This is a genomic window from Streptomyces sp. NWU339 (genome assembly GCF_003143855.1).
Classification (GTDB): Bacteria; Actinomycetota; Actinomycetes; order Streptomycetales; family Streptomycetaceae; genus Streptomyces.
This window is the reverse complement of sequence record NZ_QFRK01000017.1, coordinates 1-17,209: the sequence shown is the minus strand read 5'-3', so window position 1 is coordinate 17,209 and position 17,209 is coordinate 1. Positions and strand designations below refer to the sequence as shown.

The 17,209-nt window shown below is 72.4% G+C and carries 20 protein-coding genes; 11 read left to right on the top strand and 9 right to left on the bottom strand.

Annotation, left to right across the window (positions count from 1 at the left end; all coding sequences use genetic code 11):
- The first annotated feature begins 27 nt into the window (after window positions 1–27).
- Both DIZ27_RS20780 and DIZ27_RS20775 read left to right on the top strand, forming a co-directional pair.
- Window positions 28–249: a helix-turn-helix domain-containing protein gene (locus DIZ27_RS20780; protein ID WP_029385158.1), complete on the top strand. Its 222-nt coding sequence runs from the start codon at window positions 28–30 to the stop codon at window positions 247–249.
- A gap of 150 nt (window positions 250–399) precedes the next feature.
- Window positions 400–1,203 (top strand): enoyl-CoA hydratase/isomerase family protein, encoded by an 804-nt coding sequence (locus DIZ27_RS20775; protein WP_109379935.1) that lies wholly within the window; start codon window positions 400–402, stop codon window positions 1,201–1,203.
- 69 nt (window positions 1,204–1,272) lie between these two features.
- Here the strand turns inward: DIZ27_RS20775 and DIZ27_RS20770 are convergent, their stop codons facing one another.
- Window positions 1,273–2,037 carry a nucleopolyhedrovirus P10 family protein gene (locus DIZ27_RS20770; RefSeq protein WP_109379934.1) on the bottom strand — a complete coding sequence of 255 codons (765 nt, stop codon included), beginning with the start codon at window positions 2,035–2,037 and terminating at the stop codon, window positions 1,273–1,275.
- Between the two features lie 88 nt (window positions 2,038–2,125).
- On the opposite strand from DIZ27_RS20770, the gene DIZ27_RS20765 reads away from it, so the two are divergent.
- From DIZ27_RS20765 to amaP, 5 genes are all read left to right on the top strand, one after another.
- Window positions 2,126–2,620, top strand: coding sequence for an Asp23/Gls24 family envelope stress response protein (locus tag DIZ27_RS20765; RefSeq protein ID WP_109380062.1), 495 nt, complete (start codon window positions 2,126–2,128; stop codon window positions 2,618–2,620).
- A 70-nt stretch (window positions 2,621–2,690) separates the two neighbouring features.
- Complete coding sequence (locus DIZ27_RS20760) at window positions 2,691–2,876, top strand: hypothetical protein (protein ID WP_109379933.1); 186 nt, start codon at window positions 2,691–2,693, stop codon at window positions 2,874–2,876.
- Window positions 2,873–3,250, top strand: coding sequence for a hypothetical protein (locus DIZ27_RS20755; RefSeq protein ID WP_375231990.1), 378 nt, complete (start codon window positions 2,873–2,875; stop codon window positions 3,248–3,250). Before DIZ27_RS20760 ends, DIZ27_RS20755 begins: the two co-directional genes overlap by 4 nt.
- On the top strand, window positions 3,247–3,876 hold the full coding sequence (locus DIZ27_RS20750; protein ID WP_109379931.1) for a DUF6286 domain-containing protein: 630 nt from the start codon (window positions 3,247–3,249) through the stop codon (window positions 3,874–3,876). The genes DIZ27_RS20755 and DIZ27_RS20750 overlap by 4 nt, the downstream gene beginning before the upstream one ends.
- A 5-nt stretch (window positions 3,877–3,881) precedes the next feature.
- Window positions 3,882–4,460, top strand: coding sequence for an alkaline shock response membrane anchor protein AmaP (amaP, locus tag DIZ27_RS20745; protein ID WP_375231989.1), 579 nt, complete (start codon window positions 3,882–3,884; stop codon window positions 4,458–4,460).
- Between the two features lie 48 nt (window positions 4,461–4,508).
- On the opposite strand, the gene DIZ27_RS20740 is transcribed toward amaP, so the two are convergent.
- From DIZ27_RS20740 to DIZ27_RS20705, 8 genes are all read right to left on the bottom strand, one after another.
- Window positions 4,509–5,264: an SDR family oxidoreductase gene (locus tag DIZ27_RS20740; protein ID WP_109379929.1), complete on the bottom strand. Its 756-nt coding sequence runs from the start codon at window positions 5,262–5,264 to the stop codon at window positions 4,509–4,511.
- A gap of 4 nt (window positions 5,265–5,268) precedes the next feature.
- Window positions 5,269–7,050 (bottom strand): glycoside hydrolase family 15 protein, encoded by a 1,782-nt coding sequence (locus tag DIZ27_RS20735; RefSeq protein WP_109379928.1) that lies wholly within the window; start codon window positions 7,048–7,050, stop codon window positions 5,269–5,271.
- Window positions 7,051–7,218: 168 nt separating this feature from the next.
- On the bottom strand, window positions 7,219–8,019 hold the full coding sequence (locus DIZ27_RS20730) for an SURF1 family protein (protein WP_109379927.1): 801 nt from the start codon (window positions 8,017–8,019) through the stop codon (window positions 7,219–7,221).
- A 50-nt stretch (window positions 8,020–8,069) separates the two neighbouring features.
- Window positions 8,070–8,303 (bottom strand): hypothetical protein, encoded by a 234-nt coding sequence (locus DIZ27_RS20725; RefSeq protein ID WP_109379926.1) that lies wholly within the window; start codon window positions 8,301–8,303, stop codon window positions 8,070–8,072.
- A 137-nt stretch (window positions 8,304–8,440) separates the two neighbouring features.
- A complete protein-coding gene (locus DIZ27_RS20720) occupies window positions 8,441–9,427 on the bottom strand; it encodes a DEDDh family exonuclease (RefSeq protein ID WP_109379925.1) in 987 nt (328 codons plus the stop codon).
- A gap of 71 nt (window positions 9,428–9,498) precedes the next feature.
- Window positions 9,499–10,506 (bottom strand): CopD family protein, encoded by a 1,008-nt coding sequence (locus DIZ27_RS20715; RefSeq protein WP_109379924.1) that lies wholly within the window; start codon window positions 10,504–10,506, stop codon window positions 9,499–9,501.
- A 160-nt stretch (window positions 10,507–10,666) separates the two neighbouring features.
- A complete protein-coding gene (locus DIZ27_RS20710; RefSeq protein WP_109380061.1) occupies window positions 10,667–12,130 on the bottom strand; it encodes a CoA transferase in 1,464 nt (487 codons plus the stop codon).
- A gap of 203 nt (window positions 12,131–12,333) precedes the next feature.
- The gene (locus DIZ27_RS20705) at window positions 12,334–13,869 is read right to left on the bottom strand and encodes a S8 family serine peptidase (protein WP_109379923.1); all 1,536 of its coding nucleotides are present in this window, start codon (window positions 13,867–13,869) and stop codon (window positions 12,334–12,336) included.
- A gap of 284 nt (window positions 13,870–14,153) precedes the next feature.
- On the opposite strand from DIZ27_RS20705, the gene DIZ27_RS20700 reads away from it, so the two are divergent.
- From DIZ27_RS20700 to DIZ27_RS20685, 4 genes are all read left to right on the top strand, one after another.
- Window positions 14,154–14,510: a DUF485 domain-containing protein gene (locus tag DIZ27_RS20700; RefSeq protein WP_109379922.1), complete on the top strand. Its 357-nt coding sequence runs from the start codon at window positions 14,154–14,156 to the stop codon at window positions 14,508–14,510.
- Window positions 14,507–16,135, top strand: coding sequence for a cation acetate symporter (locus DIZ27_RS20695; protein ID WP_109379921.1), 1,629 nt, complete (start codon window positions 14,507–14,509; stop codon window positions 16,133–16,135). Before DIZ27_RS20700 ends, DIZ27_RS20695 begins: the two co-directional genes overlap by 4 nt.
- Window positions 16,136–16,221: 86 nt before the next feature.
- The gene (locus DIZ27_RS20690; RefSeq protein ID WP_109377500.1) at window positions 16,222–16,527 is read left to right on the top strand and encodes a transposase; all 306 of its coding nucleotides are present in this window, start codon (window positions 16,222–16,224) and stop codon (window positions 16,525–16,527) included.
- Window positions 16,528–16,550: 23 nt separating this feature from the next.
- Window positions 16,551–17,209, top strand: a 659-nt coding sequence (locus tag DIZ27_RS20685) for an IS3 family transposase (RefSeq protein ID WP_181383628.1), incomplete at its 3' end; no start/stop codon positions are given.

Below are 17,209 nucleotides of genomic sequence, written 5' to 3'. Positions count from 1 at the left end.
GAGCGCACTTCCCATGAGGAGGCACGGGTGGCCGAGACTCTGAAGAAGGGCAGCCGGGTGACCGGCGCCGCGCGCGACAAGCTCGCGGCAGACCTGAAGAAGAAGTACGACGCCGGTGCGAGCATCCGGGCGTTGGCCGAGGAAACCGGCCGCTCGTATGGCTTTGTGCACCGCATGCTCAGCGAGTCGGGCGTCACGCTCCGAGGGCGTGGCGGGGCGACGCGAGGCAAGAAGGCCCCTTCGGCCTGATTCCGGGCGCCGCCCCTCGACCCGATGGTGGCCACCCGGTCGGCCGACTGGCCGGCCGGGTGGTTACTGTGCAGTCACTTGGCTGTGCCGCAGGACGGCTCGACGCCGTCGTGCGGCGCGGAAGACGACCGCACCCATCGGAGGCGCCCCATGGCTTCGTCCGCCCAGGACCTAGGTCCGGTACTCGACAAGGACGGCGTACGGCTCACCGTCGACGGCGCGATCGCCACGGTGACGCTGACCAACCCGGCCAAGCGCAACGCGCAGAGCCCCGCTCTGTGGCGCGCGCTGACCGAGGCGGGCCGGCTGCTGCCGGGCTCCGTCCGGGTCGTGGTGCTCCGGGGTGAGGGCAAGTCCTTCTCCGCCGGGCTCGACCGGCGGATGCTCACGCCCGAGGGGATCGAGGGCGAGCCCTCCTTCGTCGACCTCGCGCGCGGCGGGGAGGCCGAGCTCGACGCGACCATCGCCGGGTACCAGGAGGCGTTCACCTGGTGGCGGCGCAGCGACCTCGTGTCCGTCGCAGCCGTGCAGGGGCACGCCATCGGGGCCGGTTTCCAGCTGGCCCTCGCCTGCGACCTGCGGATCGTCGCGGACGACGTCCAGTTCGCCATGCGCGAGACCAGCCTGGGGCTGGTACCGGACCTGACCGGCACGCATCCGCTGGTCGGGCTCGTCGGGTACGCCCGCGCACTGGAGATCTGCGTGACCGGGCGGTTCGTCACGGCCGAGGAGGCCGTGAGCACCGGACTGGCCAACCTCGCCGTGCCGGGCGACGAACTGGACTCGGCGGTGCGCGACCTCGCGGCGGCGCTGCTGGCCGCGCCCCGCGACGCCGTGATCGAGACGAAGGCGCTCCTGAGCGGCGCTCAGGAGCGTACGTACGAGGAGCAGCGGATCGCCGAGCGCGCGGCCCAGGGCCGCAGGCTGCGGGATCTGGCCGGTCTCGGCGAGTGAGGAACCGGCGCCTCACCGATGAAGAACCGGTGAGGCGCCGGTGGGGCGCGGGGGAGCCGCGGGGGAGTGTCAGTCGAGCGCCGTGACCAGTACCGCCACCGTCGGATGATCCGGCAGGGCGGCCGACACCGCCGAGCGGACCGCTCGGGCCACGTCCACCGTCCGGTGGTCCGCCAGGGCGGCGAGGTCCACGCGCGCGTGGCGGCGGGCCAGGGAGGCTTCACCGGGTTGCTGGTGAGCCGTCAGGTGCACCGGGCGGCCCAGGGTGCCCGTCAGCCGGGACACCCCCGGGACGGCGAGCGCCGCGGCGGCCACCCGGCTCCCGTCGGAGTCATCGGGCTCCGGCGCGCCGAACGGCGAGGCGTCGGCCGACCCGTCCGCGGACCCGCCCGCCGACCCCGCACCTGACACCGGACCCGGAGGCGGCCCGGCCTGCGGGTCCAGCAGTTCGGTCACCCGCAGGTCCACCTCCGCCACCACCAGCCCGATCCGCTCCGCCGCGGCCCGCGACAGCACCGCCCGCAGACGGTCCGCCGTCACCGGCAGCGGCTCTGCCGCCGTGGCCGCGAACCGGGCCGTCACCCGCAGCGCGCCCGGTGGCAGGGCGCTCGGCGGGGGCGGCACCACCGGTTCACCGGTCTCCTGAGGGTCGGCGAGCGCGATCCGCAGTCCGTCCACACGAACGCCCGGTTCGTCCCGCTCCACCGCGCGCCGCAGGGCGTCCCCGGCGGCCGCTTCGGAAATCCACGCGCCGTCCCGCGCTCCGCCCAGGGGCAGAAGTCTGCCCAGCCCCAACTGCTGTCGCACTGTCCGAGCCCACCGGTCCGCCGTCATTCCTCCAGCCTGCCGCATCCACGGCGCGCTATCACGCAACCGCGCATACGGTGGGCACGTGGACGACGACCGGAAGGGGCGTGCGCCGATGACCGACATGACGGAGGGCGGCTCGACGAGGGCCACCGACATCGAGAAGACCGTGCCGGACACCTCTACGCGCAAGGGGCCGGGCACCCGGCGCGGCGGAGGCGAACCCGCCACCCGTGGCCGCACCACGATCGCCGACGGCGTCGTGGAGAAGATCGCCGGTCTCGCCGCGCGGGACGTGCTCGGCGTGCACACCATGGGCAGCGGCCTGTCCCGGACCTTCGGGGCCGTGCGCGACCGGGTACCGGGCGGGTCGAAATCGGTGACGCGTGGAGTGAAGGCCGAGGTCGGCGAGGTACAGACCGCGCTGGATCTGGAGATCGTCGTCGAATACGGCGTGTCCATCAGCGATGTCGCCAGGGACGTGCGGGAGAACGTCGTCGCGGCGGTCGAGCGGATGACCGGCCTCGAGGTGGTAGAGGTCAACATCGCGGTGAGCGACGTGAAGCTGCCGGAGGAGGAGGAAGAGGAGTCGGAGACCCGTCTCCAGTGAGGCAACCCTTGAGGAAACAAGGAGTCGGGGAGTCGTGGAGTCGCGGAGCTGAGCAGCTGAGGAGCGCACCATGAACATGGCCGTGGCCGGCATGATCGCCGGCATGGCGCTGGGCTTCGCCGGATACTTCGGCGGATTCGGGGCTTTCGTGCTGGTGGCCGCGTTGGGGGCCATCGGTTTCGTCGCCGGGCGGTTCCTCCAGGGGGACCTGGAGCTCGGTGACTTCTTCCGCCCCCGTAGCGATCGTCGGAGGTGACACCGGTGAGCACGGGGGAAAGCGTGTCCGAGGGAGTCCGCGTCGTCGTGCCGCCGAGCGAGCGCGGTGCGACCAGGATCGCCGACCGGGTGGTCGCGAAGATCGCCTCCCAGGCGGCCCGTGAGGCGCTCGGACCGCTGCCCCCGGACGCCGAGCCGCCGCACGCCACGGTCGTCGTCCACCGCGACGACACCGCACGGGTCCGCGTCCACGTCGAACTCGGCTACCCCGGCGACATCGGCGGCCGGTGCGGGCAGGTACGCCGCCAGGTGGTCGAACGGGTGTCCGTGCTGGCGGGCATGCAGGTGCCGGAGGTCGTCGTCCAGGTGGAACGGCTGCACCTGGCGGCAGCGGCACGGGGGAGGGTCCGATGAGCGAACCCGGAGCCGTCGAGCAGCCCGCGGGCACCGTCCTGGAGAAGACACCGCCGCCCGCGCCGGACGGCGCCGCGGCCCCGGGCCCCCGGCGCTTCTGGTCGGCGCGCAAGGTCCCCGCGGGCCTGCTCGCACTGCTGCTCCTGGTGGTCGCGGTGGCGTTCCTGTACGACATCGCCGCGGTGCGCGCCGGCCGGCCCGCGATGAGCTGGCGCCGGGAGCTGGCCCGCCAACTGGCCGAACGGCCCCTGGACGACGTCTGGGTGCTGCTGGGTGCCGGGATCGCCGCCGCCCTCGGACTCTGGCTGCTCCTGCTGGCCCTCACCCCCGGGCTGCGGGCCCTGCTCCCGATGCGCCGCACCCACCCCGAGGTACGCGCCGGACTCGACCGGAACGCGGCGGCGATGGTGCTGCGGGACCGGGCCATGGAGATCGCCGGGGTGCAGACGGTCCGGGTACGGGTGGCCCGCAAGCGGGCCGACGTCCGCGCGGTGTCGCACTTCCGTGAACTGGACGACGTACGGGCCGACCTGGACGCGGTACTGGCCGACGCCGTCGAGGGCCTGGGACTGTCCCGGCCGCCCGCCCTGTCGGTACGGGTGCGGCGTCCCGGACGGAAGGGGTGAGGCCGGTGATCAGGGGTGTCAACCGTGTACTGCTCGGGCTCACGGGCCTGCTCCTGGTGGCCCTCGGCGGGTCCGTGCTGGCCATCGGGCTGGGGGCGCCGATGCCCTCCTGGTGGCTGCACCGGGGACGGCACGACGTACTGCTGAGCGACGCCGAGCGGACCCGGTGGCGGGACCAGGGCTGGTGGTGGCCCGTCGTGATCGCCGCACTCGCGGTCCTCGTCCTGCTCCTGCTCTGGTGGCTGGTCGCGATCGTGCGCCGGCACCGGACGGCCGAGGTGTTCGTCGACACCGGCGACGGCGACGGAGCGATCCTGCGCGGCCGAGCCCTGGAGGCCGCACTCACCGAGGAGGCGGGCCGGCTGGACGGCGTCGACCAGGCCCACGTCCGGCTGACCGGCCGCCGCGGTGCCCCGCGGACCCGCGTCCGCCTCCTCCTGGAGCCCCATGTGGACCCCGGCACCGCGCTGGACACCCTCACCACCGGAGCCCTCACCCATGCCCGCGAGGCGGCGGGCCTGGCCACCCTCCCGGCCGAGGTCCGCCTGCGAGCGGTCAAACACCGCGCGGAACGCGTCAGCTGACCCCGGCCCCGGCCCGGAACCGGACGGGTCCCAGTGCCGGACGCGGCCCTAGAACCCGTGCCGTACCCCGCCGTCCACCGGGACCATGACGCCGGTGACGTAGGAGGCGGCCGGGGAGAGGAGGAAGGCGGCGGTGCGGCCGAACTCGGCCGGGGTGCCGTAGCGGCGCAGGGGGATGCGGGATCGGGCCGCCTGGCGGGTGGCCTCCGGGTCGGCGGAGAGGGCGTCGAGTTCACGGACCCGGTCCGTGTCGATCCGCCCGGGGAGCACACCCACGACGCGGATGCCGCGCGGGCCCAGCTCGTCCGCGAGGGACTTGGCGAAGCCGGCGAGTCCGGGGCGCAGGCCGTTGGAGATGGTCAGGCCGGGGAGCGGCTCGTACACCGAGCCGGACAGTACGAAGCCGATGACCCCGCCCTCACCCAGCTCCGCGGCGGCGGCACGGGCCAGTCGTACCGCGCCCAGGAACACCGACTCGAACGCCGACTGCCACTGTTCGTCGGTGGCGTCGGCGACGAACCCGGGCGGCGGTCCGCCCACGCTGACGAGGATGCCGTCAAAACGGTGGAACCGCTCCCGCGCGGTCGCGATCAGCCGCGCCGGCGCCTGGGGGTCGGCGTTGTCGACCGCCACGCCGACCGCGTTCGGCCCGAGACCGGCGACCGCCTCGGCGACGCTCTGCTCCTCCCGGCCCGTGACGACCACCTTCGCACCGTCCGCGACCAGCTCGCGCGCGGTGGCGTTGCCCAGCCCGCGGGTCGCCCCGGTGACGACGTACACCCGGTCCTTCAGTCCAAGATCCATGGCCCTATCCTGCCTCCTCGCCCCCGAACAGGGCGAGGGCGGTGTTCACCAGGCCGATATGACTGAACGCCTGCGGGAAGTTGCCCAGCAGCCGCCCGCCCACCGCGTCGTACTCCTCCGCCAGCAGACCCACGTCGTTGGCCAGCTCCAGCAGCCGCTCGAACAGCTCGCGTGCCTGATCCGTCCGGCCCGCCATGTGCAGGGCGTCCGCGAGCCAGAACGAGCACACCAGGAACGTGCCCTCCTCACCGGGCAGGCCGTCGACGGGTGCGGCGTCCGGGGTGTAGCGGCGTACGAACCCGTCCTGGCCCAGCTCCGCGCGGATCGCGTCGATCGTGCCGAGCACCCGGGGATCGTCGGGCGGCAGGAAACCCACCCGGGGGATCAGCAGCAGCGCGGCGTCCAGTTCGCGCGAACCGTAGGACTGCGTGAACGTGTTCCGTTCGGGGTCGTACCCCTTCTCGCACACGTCACGGTGCACCTCGTCGCGCAACGCGCGCCAGCCGTCGACGTCGCCCTCGAGGTCCGGGCTCTCCTCCAGGAGGCGCACCGCACGGTCCGCGGCCACCCACACCATCACCTTGGAATGCACGAAGTGGCGGCGTCCGCCACGCACCTCCCACAGCCCCTCGTCCGGCTGCCGCCAGGCCGTGCGCAGGAATTCCAGCAGGACGGTCTGCAGGGCCCACACGTCCGGGTGCGGGGACAGACCCGAGCGCCGGGCCAGCGCCAGCGAGTCCACGACCTCGCCGTACACGTCGAGCTGGAGCTGGTTGACGGCGTCGTTGCCGACCCGTACCGGGGTGGCGCCGCCGAAGCCGGACAGCCACGGCAGCTCGGACTCGGGCAGCCGCCGCTCGCCCGCCAGCCCGTACATGATCTGCAGATCCGCCGGGTCGCCCGCGACCGCGCGCAGCAGCCAGTTGCGCCAGGCCTCCGCCTCCTCCTGGTACCCGGCCGCCAGCAGCGCGTTCAGGGTCAGCGTGGAGTCGCGCAGCCAGCAGAAGCGGTAGTCCCAGTTGCGCACCCCGCCCGGCTCCTCCGGCAGCGAGGTGGTGGGCGCGGCGACGATGCCACCGGTGGGGGAGTAGGTGAGCGCCTTGAGCGTGATCAGGGACCGCACCACCGCGTCCCGGTGCGGGCCGGTGTAACGGCACCGGGACGTCCACGCGCGCCAGTCGGCGACGCTCTGCCGCAGCGAGGAGTACGGGTCGACCAGCGGCGGGCGCGGCTCGTGGGAGGGGTGCCAGGTGAGGACGAACGCGACCCGCTCGCCCGGCCCGACCGTGAACTCGGAGTGCGTGCCGCGGTCCTCGCCCCAGGTGGGCACCTCCGGCACACTGCGCAGCCACGCCGAGTCCGGCCCCGCGACCGCCACCCGGTGGCCGTCGGTCTTGCGCACCCAGGGCACCACCGAGCCGTAGTCGAAACGCAGCCGCAGCGTGCTGCGGACGGTCACCTCGCCGCGTACGCCCTCGACGACGCGCACCAGGTCGGGGGCGCGGTCGCGCTGCGGCATCAGGTCGGTGACGCGCACCGCGCCCTCGTCGGTCTCCCACTCGGTGTCCAGGACGAGGGTGTCCCGGCGGTAGGAGCGGCGCGTGTACCGCTCGGCGCCCAGCGGCGCGATGCGCCAGTGACCGTTGTCCTCATCGCCGAGCAGCCGGGCGAAGCAGGCGCCGGAGTCGAAGCGGGGCAGGCAGAGCCAGTCGACGGACCCGTCCGCGCCCACCAGGGCAGCGGTCTGTTCGTCGCCGATGAGCGCGTAGTCCTCGATACGGTGCACGAGGTGCGGATGCCCGGCCGCCGGGGCGGCAATCAGGGGCGGCGCCGGGGAGTGAGAGGGGAACGACAAGGAGCGACGGCCGTCGCGGTGGCGGCGACGGCGCGGACGGCCGTACCGTCACCGGGCGTGCCGGACTCCGCGTCTGCGGCACGATCCGCCGGGCAGGCCCTAGACCGCCGCGGGTTCGGTCTCCTCCGCGTCCGCCGTCCCGGCAGCCGCCTGCTCCGCCCGCTCCCGTGCCTCGCGGCGGACCAGGATCACCCAGCCGACGGGGACGCCTGCGGCGAACAGCCACCACTGGACGGCGTACGCCATGTGCGGGCCGATCTCGTCGTGCACGGGCTCGGAGATCAGCTCCGGGGCGCCACCGCTCGGCTCGGGCTCCGTCAGATCGACGTAGCCGCCGAGGACCTCCCTGCCGAGCCGCTCGGCCTCCAGCTCGCTGTTGATCAGCATGATCTGCCGGTCGGGCAGGCCCTCGAGGTTCTTGATGCCGCTGTCCTCGGTCGTCTGGTCCTGCATCAGCCGCCCGGTGACGGTGATCTCGCCCCCGGGCGGCGCCGGGATCTCGGGGAACGCGCTCTGGCTCGGACCGTCCGCGGGAACCCAGCCCCGGTTGACCAGCAGGATCCTGCCGTCCTCGAGGACGAACGGGGTCAGCACGTGGTAGCCGACCTCGTCGTCCGCGTTGGTACGGCGGCGCACGACGACCTCGTCGGCGGTGTCGAAGCTCCCCTTCGCCGTCACCCTGCGGTACAGGTGCTCGTGCTCGACCTTCGCTCCGGGCGAGGTCAGGGACTCGACGGGCACCGGCTCGGCCGCCAGGGAGTTGGCGATCACCTGGTTCAGGGCGACCCGGCGCTCATGACGGTGCAACTGCCAGAAGCCCAGCTCGATCATCGTCGGGATGAGCACGAGTGCCAGGAGGGTGAGGATCACCCACTGGCGGGACAACAGGAAGCGGTACACCCCACGACCGTACAACCAGGACCGTGGGGTGCGTTCAGGCGGGTGCGTCCTCACACCCGGTCGACGATCCCCGTCCTTCCCTCCGCGCGGGCGCAGTGGGCGCCGCAGTACCAGTGGCCCTCGGCCTCCACGCCCTGGCCGATGATCTGCACCCGGCAGTGCTCGCAGATCGGGGCCATCCGGTGGATCGCGCAGGAGAAGCAGTCGAAGACGTGCACCGCGCCCTGCGCGTGCACCTCGAAGGTCATTCCGTAACTGTTGCCGCACACTTCACATGTCGCCATGGGCCACAGGGTGGGCCGTAGGTCCGGTGCGGGCGAGCGGGCGGCGGGCGAGTCGCCCGGCAATCACCCGTCCGCACGGTCCTCGGACCCCCGACGGGCTGACCGTGCCGTCGGCGCCCCGCTCGCCGTCGGCGCGGTCAGCCCTCCGACGCGGGTGCGACGTCACCGAGCAGCTGGCCGAAGGCCGCCTCGTCCACGACCGGGGTGCCGTACTGCCGGGCCTTGACCACCTTGGACGTGCCCGAGTCCGGATCATTGGTGACGAGGAGGCTGGTCAGCCGGGACAGGCTGGTGGCGACGTGCAGCCCGGCCTCGGTCGCCCGGTCCTCCAGCAGGTCCCGCTCCACGGAGGTGTCACCGGAGAACGCGACCCGCATGCCCTGCTTGAGCGGCTTGCCCGGTTCGTACCGTCCCGGGTTGGGGTAGGGGCACGCGGGGCGCTTGCGGGAGGGGCGCCAACCGGCGGACCGGTGGCCGCCGCCGTACCCGGCCTGCTGGGCGACCCTGGGCCGGTCGGTCCACTCCGTCAGTGGCAGGCACTCGTGCAGCGGCAGCCGCATCCCGCCCACCGCCGCGGCCCGCAGGCTGGGCCGGAACACCTCCGCCAGCACCCGCGCGTCGTCCAGCGCGTGGTGCGCGCGCCGCTGCACCACACCGAAATGCGCGGCGAGCGACTCCAGCTTGTGGTTGGGCAGCGGCAGCCGGAGCTCCTTGGAGAGGACGATCGTGCACAACCGCTGCCTCACCGGAGCCTGCGCGCCGGCGCGGGCGTACTCGCGGGCGATCATCTGCCAGTCGAAGACGGCGTTGTGCGCGACGAGCACCCGCCCCTCCAGCCGGGTGGCGAACTCTCCGGCGATGTCACCGAAGAGGGGCGCCCCTTCGAGCACCTCGCTCGTCAGGCCGTGGATCCACACCGGACCGGGGTCCCGCTCCGGATTGACCACCGTGTACCAGTGGTCCTCGACCTCGCCGCGCGCGTCCAGCTGGTAGACGCCCGCGGAGACGATGCGGTCGTCCCGGGCGAGCCCCGTGGTCTCCACGTCGACGACCGCGTACCCCCGCGGATACGAGGCCGGCCAGGCGGTGGCGGAGGACGCTGCGGTCGTGAGGTCTTCGAGCATGGTTCATGAGGATACGGGCCACGACTGACAGCCCTGCCCGTCAGGTGCCGTACGGGCCCCGCCGCCCGGCCTCACCAGCGGATCGGTACCGGAAGCGCCGTCAGGAGGCCCGACACCGCCACCACCAGGGCCAGCAGGTACGCCTCCGCCCACGCGGGGCCGCGGGCGCTCAGCGGATCGGCCGCGCGGGCCAGCCGGACCCGGGCCCACAGGGCGAGGGCCGCGACACCGGCCATCAGGATCACCTTCGCGAGCAGGACGCGCCCGTACGCGGTGTCCGTCAACTGCTCCAGGATCGTCCCCGGCGGCATCCGGCGCAGTGAACTGCACACCCCGGTCGCGGTGATGGCGGCCAGCAGAACGGCCGCCACGCGCGCGTACAGCCCCAGCAGCACGCCCCCCGCTTCCGAGTCCCGCCACGCACGCATGGTGCGCAGCGCGTACAGCAGGCCGCCCACCCAGAGCGAGGCGCAGGTCAGGTGAATCAGCGTCAGGCCGGAGCCGAGCAGCGGGGTGTACTCGGTCTTCGGGTGCGCGCGCAGGGCTTCGGCGACGATGATCGCGGCCAGCGGCCAGGCCTGGGTGCCCGGACGGCCGGAGGCGGCACACAGGGCCGCGAGGAGGAACGCGTTGACCTCCAGGAGGGCCAGCTTGCCGTCCCGGGAGTCGTACAGGCCGCCCACGTCGATGGCGGCGAGGCTTTCGGGAACCAGGTTGCCGGTGGCCACGACGGAGGCGAGTCCGATGGCGGCCGCGAAGCCGACGGCGTTCGCGGCGGTGGACCAGCCGCGGGGCACGGCCGGGGGCGCGTCGGGCACGGAACGCAGGAGCCGTTTCACGAAAAGCTCGCCGACGGGTATCGCCAGAGCCGCGAACAGCACCGTCCGCAGCAGGGCTATGCCGCCGGTGCCGGGCGCCGGGGCCTCACCGGTGCCGCGCAGGGCGGGGGGCGGGCCGAGGAGGGGTATCAGTGCCGCCAGCGCCACCAGCACGAGTACGGCGACGGCCGGGCCGGTGCCGGAACGCGGTGCGCCCCTGTGCGCACCGGCCGCCCCGGGCCTGGGATTTGTCAGAGTCACCCCAGGATCTTCACAAGCGCTCACAGAACGGGCAAGCGTGGGGTGGGGAGGCAGGGGACAGTTCGCGCCAAGGTCGGATTTGACGCCCCGGCCGTGCTCGTGCGGCCTGCCGGCACCGGCCGCGGTCCGTCCTTCCCGGCGCCGTCCCCGCCGTCCCCCCTCACCCCCACCGCGCGGTGTCCGCCCCCCACGGTCCGGGCGGGCGGGCCCAGTCACGGGGCCCTCCGGCGAACGACACCGGGGGCCGGACGTACCGCAGCCTCCCCTGCGCACCGTCCGCCTCCGTGAGCCAGGCGTCGGCGGACCCGCCCGCGGCCGGGACGGAAGCGGCCGCCTCCCCTTCGGCTGGCGCACGCGTGTGCGCGGCTCCTTCCAGCAGCCAGCCCGCCGTCCGCGCCAGCGCCAGCCGCACGAACCGGCTGCCCCCCTCGTCCGCCTGCTCGGTCAGCGCCCGCAGCACCGCCGCCGCCAGCAGATACCCCGTGCCGTGGTCGAGGGCCTGCGCCGGGAGCGCCCCCGGCCGCTCCGGTGAACCCTCGCTCGCCGCGATCCCCGTGGCCACCTGCACCAGGCTGTCGAAGCCGCGCCGGTCGCCCCACGGCCCGTACGCACCCCACGCCGACAACTGCGCCACGACCACCCCGGGCCGGCGCTCGGCCAGTGCCCCGGGGCTCAGCCCGAGTCGGTCCAAGGACCCCGGCCGGTACCCGGTGACCACCACGTCCGCGGCCGCGAGCAGTTCCTCGAAGGCATCCCGGTCGGCCGTCAGATCCAGCAGGGCCGAGCGCTTCCCGAACCCCGTGTCGGTGTGCTGGTCGGGGAGTTCGGGCAGCCGCGGGGAGTCCAGGCGCAGCACGTCCGCGCCGAGCAGGGCCAACGTGCGGGTGGCGACCGGCCCCGCGATGACCCGTGTCAGGTCCAGCACCCGCAGCCCCGCCGCGGGCAGCAGCGGATCGCGGTCCACGGGGGTGAGCACGCGCACGGGTGCGACGTCCAGCCGCCCGCGCTCCACCAGCGGACGCTCCGCCACCGCCGCGGCCTGCTCGTGCGCCGCCCACTGCGCGGGCGTCCGCAGCGCGACGGCGAGCCCGCCGGAGGCGTACACGGCCTCCTCCACCTCGACGGCCGACCGCTCGGCGAGCGCCGCCGCCACCGCCCGCGTGTCCTCGGGCGTCCCCAGCGCGGCGAGCAGCCGGGCCCGGTGGTGGGGGTAGTTGGCGTGGGTGCGCACCCATCCGTCGGCCGTGCGCCAGAAACGCGACAGCGGCGCGAAGGCCACCGGGGCCCGCCCGTCGACCAGCAGATGCCGTTCGCTGACGAACGCCGCGGCCACCGCTCCGTCGTCCACCCGCACCGCGGGCGTCCCGGAGACCTCGGGACGCCCCGCGGGAACACGCCCCGTGCGAGAGCGCCCCGAAGCCGTACGCGCCGCCCGCCGCGCGCCCAGTTCGGCCGCGGCCAGCGCGCACGCTCCCACACAGGCGCGTGCCAGCTCCCGTACCGGCAGCCGCGCGGGAAGAACTTCGGGTCGCTCGACGGTCGACACGCGGGTGAGGAGGGCGGGATCGCCGCCCAGCGAGGACCACGCGGCCGCGAGGCCGACGCGGGATTCGGTGTCGGTCATGGGGGCACTGTGCCGCACCGGCCGCCCATGCGGCATGAGCCGATCATCACACTCAGGCACCCGTTGACGCCCCGCCCACGATCCACCCGTGGGGACCCCGGGACACCGGAAGGGCCGGGCGATCGCCCGGCCCTTCCACTCTCACAAGTCACGCGGTACGGCCGCGCGGTACTGCCACTGCTACTGCACTGCTACTGCTTCGCTTACCGCTTCACCGCGTCCAGCGCGTCGACGATGCCGAAGCCGTAGAAGCCGTTGACCCGCTTGCCGCCCTCGCAGGTCGCGTCCTGCACTCCGTCGCCGTCCTGGTCGTAGGAGGCCGGGCAGCCCGGGTTGTCCGCCTGCGCCTTCAGCAGCGCCTGCAGCATCGCCGGGGTCGCCTGCGGGTGCTTGGACTTCAGCAACGCGGCCACACCGGCGGCGTGCGGTGAGGCCATCGAGGTGCCCTGGAGGAAGGCGTACTGGTTGTTCGGCATGGTGGACAGGATGCGGCCGTCCTTCGACGGCGTGTCCGGCAGCTGATAGCGGCGGTCGCCGCCCGGTGCCGCGACATCGACGACGTGATTGCCGTACGTGGAGAAGTACGACTTGACGTTCTGCACACCGGTAGCGCTGACCGTGACCACACCCGGCAGCTGGGTCGGCAGGTCCAGGCACTCGGACGGGTCGATGGTGCGCTCGACCGGCGTGGTGTCGTTCGGGCTGGAGGCGTCGTCGATGGCGTCCGAGGCCAGGTCGTGGTTGGAGTTGCCGGCCGCCGCGACGTGCAGGGTGCCCTTCTTCTGGGCGTACAGCTGGGCCCGGTTGACCGCGTCGACGATCGCCTTCTGGTCGGGGTCGTCCTTGCAGTTGTACAGCCACGGGTCCACGTAGTAGCTGTTGTTCGTGATCTCGACGCCGTGGTCGGCGGCGAACACGAAGGCGCAGACGACGTTCTCCGGGTAGAAGAGACCGTTGTCCGGGTCGCTCACCTTGATGCTGGACACCTTCACGCCGGGCGCCACACCGGCGACGCCGATGCCGTTGCGGGCCGCGGCGATCTCACCGGCCACGTGGGTGCCGTGGTAGTCGTCGGCCGTGTACGGACGCCAGGCGCCCTCGCTGGTGTCCGCCTTGCCGCCGACGCAGTTGGCCGACTGGGCGGCGGAGAAGTTCGCCCTGAGGTCGTCGTGGGTGTCGTCGACGCCGGTGTCGATCACGGCGACGGTCACCTTCTGGCTGCCGGGGTTGATCCGCGCGGCCTTGTCGGCGCCGATCGCCCGCAGGTCCCACTGGTCGGCCTCGAGGGGCTCGCTGCCGGGGACCTTGTCCGAGGCGGCCTTCGTCTTCGCGGCCTCGGCGGCCGTCACGTAGTCGGCGGCGCCCACGTCGGTCGTCCCGGCCGGGGCCAGCGGCGCGGTACGGGTGGCTCCGGCGGACTGCACATCCCGCGCGACGCGGATCTCCTTGCCGAAGTCCGGGTTCGCCGAGTGGACGACGATCACACCGATCTTGTCGTACGTGACCACGACGGTCCCGTCGGCCGCGGCGATCGCCTTCTTCACCGACGCGATGGTGCGGTGGTCCGCCTTGGTGTTGACGACATACGCCAAGGCGGGCGCGTCCGTCGCCTGCTTCGCCGTCGGCGCCGCCTGCGGAGCCGCCGACGCCGCCGCCGGCAGGAAGCCGAGCGAGGCGGTCAGGGACAGCGCGACAGGCACGGCGAGGGCGAGGCGGCGTCTGGAACGCAGATGAGCCATGGGATCTCCACATCATCCGGAAACAAACCTGCCCGAGGCACAAGTGACGTTCGGGCAGGTACATGACGGGGTGTGCAGGGTGAAGTTATCCCGTGCCCTCTCCGGGCAACAACGTTTTGCCGTAACGACTTCGGAAAACGTCCCCCGAAAAGAAAGCGCGGACCGTTGAACCGGTGCTCGCGTGGCGCCGTGACGTTGTGCAGGGAGCGCGAGGACACTCGCCCCCGTTCCCGCAGTAGTTCCGTCGTTCCGTAGTAACCGCACCCGCAACGCGAGGAGTCTCCGTGGCCGCCGAAGCGCCATCCCCCTCAGCAGAGGAACACAAACTCCCCACACCCGAGGAGTTCACCGCGGTGCAGGAGAGCGCTGAGTTCGGTGAACTGCGCCGCTCCCACCGCTCCTTCGCCTTCCCCCTGACCGTCGGCTTCATCCTCTGGTACCTGCTGTACGTGCTGCTCTCGAACTACGCGGGCGGCTTCATGGGCACGGAGCTGTTCGGCAACATCAACGTCGCCCTCGTCTTCGGTGTCCTGCAGTTCGTCACCACGTTCCTCATCGCGTGGTGGTACTCCCGGCACGCCGCCACCAACCTCGACCCCAAGGCCGAGGCCATCAAGACCCGTATGGAGGGCGGCGCATGAGCCCCGCGATCACCCACGTCACCCTCGCCGCGAACGAGGCGAGCGAGCACCGCGCGCTGATCATCACGCTGTTCGCGCTGTTCGTCGTCGCGACGCTCGGCATCACCGTCTGGGCGGGCCGGCAGACCAAGGACGCCGCCGACTTCTACGCGGGCGGACGGCAGTTCAGCGCCTTCCAGAACGGACTCGCGGTCTCCGGTGACTACATGTCGGCCGCGTCCTTCCTCGGCATCGCGGGCGCCATCGCCCTCTTCGGCTACGACGGCTTCCTCTACTCCATCGGCTTCCTGGTCGCCTGGCTGGTCGCCCTCCTGCTGGTCGCCGAGCCACTGCGGAACTCCGGCCGCTACACGATGGGCGACGTCCTCGCCTACCGCATGCGCCAGCGGCCCGTGCGCACCGCGGCCGGTACCTCCACCATCGTGGTGTCGATCTTCTACCTGCTGGCCCAGATGGCGGGCGCCGGCGTCCTCGTCTCGCTGCTGCTCGGCATCACCTCCGACGCCGGCAAGGTCCTCATCGTCGCCCTGGTCGGCGTCCTGATGATCGTCTACGTCTCCATCGGCGGCATGAAGGGCACCACCTGGGTGCAGATGATCAAGGCCGTGCTGCTCATCGGCGGCACCATCCTGATCACCTTCCTGGTGCTGCTGAAGTTCAACTTCAACATCTCCGACCTGCTGGGCAAGGCCGCCGACAACAGCGGCGCGGGCGCGGCCTTCCTGGAGCCCGGCCTGCAGTACGGCGCCAGCGGCACCACCAAGCTGGACTTCATCTCCCTCGGCATCGCCCTGGTGCTCGGCACCGCCGGCCTGCCGCACATCCTGATCCGCTTCTACACGGTGCCCAACGCCAAGGCCGCCCGTAAGTCCGTGAACTGGGCCATCGGCATCATCGGCGGCTTCTACCTGATGACCATCGCCCTCGGCTTCGGCGCCGCCGCGCTGATCTCGCGGGACGAGATCATCGCCTCCAACCCGTCCGGCAACACGGCCGCGCCGCTGCTCGCCCTGCACCTGGGCGGCACCGACTCGACCTGGGGCGCGATCCTGCTCGCCACCATCTCGGCGGTCGCCTTCGCCACGATCCTCGCCGTGGTCGCCGGTCTCACCCTCGCCTCGTCCTCCTCCTTCGCGCACGACATCTACGCCAACGTCATCCGCAAGGGGAAGGCCACGGAGAAGGAGGAGATGAGGGCGGCCCGCTGGGCGACCGTCCTCATCGGCGTCGTCTCCATCGCGCTCGGCGCCCTCGCCCGCGACCTGAACGTGGCCGGTCTGGTCGCGCTGGCCTTCGCGGTCGCCGCGTCCGCCAACCTGCCGACGATCCTCTACAGCCTGTTCTGGAAGCGGTTCACCACCCAGGGCGCCCTGTGGTCGATCTACGGCGGTCTCATCGTCGCCGTCGGCCTGGTGCTGTTCTCGCCCGTCGTCTCCGGCGACCCGACCGCGATGTTCCCCGACGTCGACTTCTCCTGGTTCCCGCTGAAGAACCCGGGACTCATCTCCATCCCGTTCGGTTTCCTGATGGGCTGGCTGGGCACCGTCCTGTCCAAGGAGGAACCGGACGCCAAGAAGTACGCGGAGCTGGAGGTCCGGTCGCTGACCGGCACCGGCGCCCACTGACCCGCACCGGCGGCCGTGAAGTTCCCCCCGCGGTCGGGACAGCTTGATACTGGGACGTATGGGTCCCGGAGGAAGCAGTCCAGGTAGTGAGTAAGAAGAGCAACACGCGCAAGCGGTACACGGCCGAGTTCAAGAAGGATGCCGTCGAGTTGGTCCGTTCCTCCGGGCGGACGGTGACGGAGGTGGCCCGGGAGCTCGGGGTCAGCGCCGAGGGCCTGCGGGGCTGGGTGAAGCAGGCCGCGATCGACCGGGGTGAGGGCCCGGCCGGCGCGCTGACCACGGCCGAGCGCGAGGAGCTGGTCCGGCTGCGCCGAAAGGTGCGCGAGCAGGAGCAGACGATCGAGGTGCTGGGAAAAGCGACCGCCTTCTTCGCGAACCACAAGACGAAGTAGACGTAGCCGCGCGCTRCGCGTTCATCGATGCGGAGAAGGCGTCCGAGGCCAACCCCGGCGGCTGGCCGGTCGCGTTCTTGTGCCGGGTGCTGAAGGTCACGCGCTCGGCGTACTACGCCTATCTCGCGGCGAAGCCTGCGGCCGAGGCGAGGCAGGCGGAGGAGGACGAGCTGGCCGACGAGATCCGGAAGATCCACACGTGTTCCCGGGGTGCCTACGGCGCCCCGCGTGTGACGGCCACACTGCGGCGCAAGGGGCGACGGATCAACCGAAAGAAGGTCGAGCGGATCATGCGGGAGCGCGACATCCGCGGGATTACCCGCCGCAAGCGTCGCAGCCTGACGAAAGCGGACACCAAGGCCGCACCGTCACCGGACCTCGTCGGGCGGGACTTCACCGCCGCCGAGACCGGCACGAAGCTGGTCTCCGACATCACCTACCTGCCCACGCTCGCCGGCTGGTGGTACCTGGCCACGGTCATCGACCTGGCCACGCGCGAGGTGGTCGGGTACGCGATGGCCGCCCACCACCGGGCCGAGCTCGTGGTCGACGCGCTGAAAGAGGGCTGCATCGCGCACTCCGATCGCGGCAGTGAATATACGTCCGGTGAATACCGCAAGCTCATAAGGGAGTTGAAGCTGAGACAGAGCATGGGAAGAACGGGCTCCTGTTACGATAACGC

Excerpts from the sequence above, each read along its gene's own strand:
- DIZ27_RS20750 (WP_109379931.1), top strand. The coding sequence starts at position 3,247 with ATGAGCGAACCCGGAGCCGTCGAGCAGCCCGCGGGCACCGTCCTGGAG.
- DIZ27_RS20765 (WP_109380062.1), top strand. The coding sequence starts at position 2,126 with ATGACCGACATGACGGAGGGCGGCTCGACGAGGGCCACCGACATCGAG.
- DIZ27_RS20775 (WP_109379935.1), top strand. The coding sequence starts at position 400 with ATGGCTTCGTCCGCCCAGGACCTAGGTCCGGTACTCGACAAGGACGGC.
- DIZ27_RS20740 (WP_109379929.1), bottom strand. The coding sequence starts at position 5,264 with ATGGATCTTGGACTGAAGGACCGGGTGTACGTCGTCACCGGGGCGACC.
- DIZ27_RS20705 (WP_109379923.1), bottom strand. The coding sequence starts at position 13,869 with ATGGCTCATCTGCGTTCCAGACGCCGCCTCGCCCTCGCCGTGCCTGTC.
- DIZ27_RS20695 (WP_109379921.1), top strand. The coding sequence starts at position 14,507 with ATGAGCCCCGCGATCACCCACGTCACCCTCGCCGCGAACGAGGCGAGC.
- DIZ27_RS20720 (WP_109379925.1), bottom strand. The coding sequence starts at position 9,427 with ATGCTCGAAGACCTCACGACCGCAGCGTCCTCCGCCACCGCCTGGCCG.
- DIZ27_RS20725 (WP_109379926.1), bottom strand. The coding sequence starts at position 8,303 with ATGGCGACATGTGAAGTGTGCGGCAACAGTTACGGAATGACCTTCGAG.
- DIZ27_RS20770 (WP_109379934.1), bottom strand. The coding sequence starts at position 2,037 with ATGACGGCGGACCGGTGGGCTCGGACAGTGCGACAGCAGTTGGGGCTG.
- DIZ27_RS20710 (WP_109380061.1), bottom strand. The coding sequence starts at position 12,130 with ATGACCGACACCGAATCCCGCGTCGGCCTCGCGGCCGCGTGGTCCTCG.
- DIZ27_RS20760 (WP_109379933.1), top strand. The coding sequence starts at position 2,691 with ATGAACATGGCCGTGGCCGGCATGATCGCCGGCATGGCGCTGGGCTTC.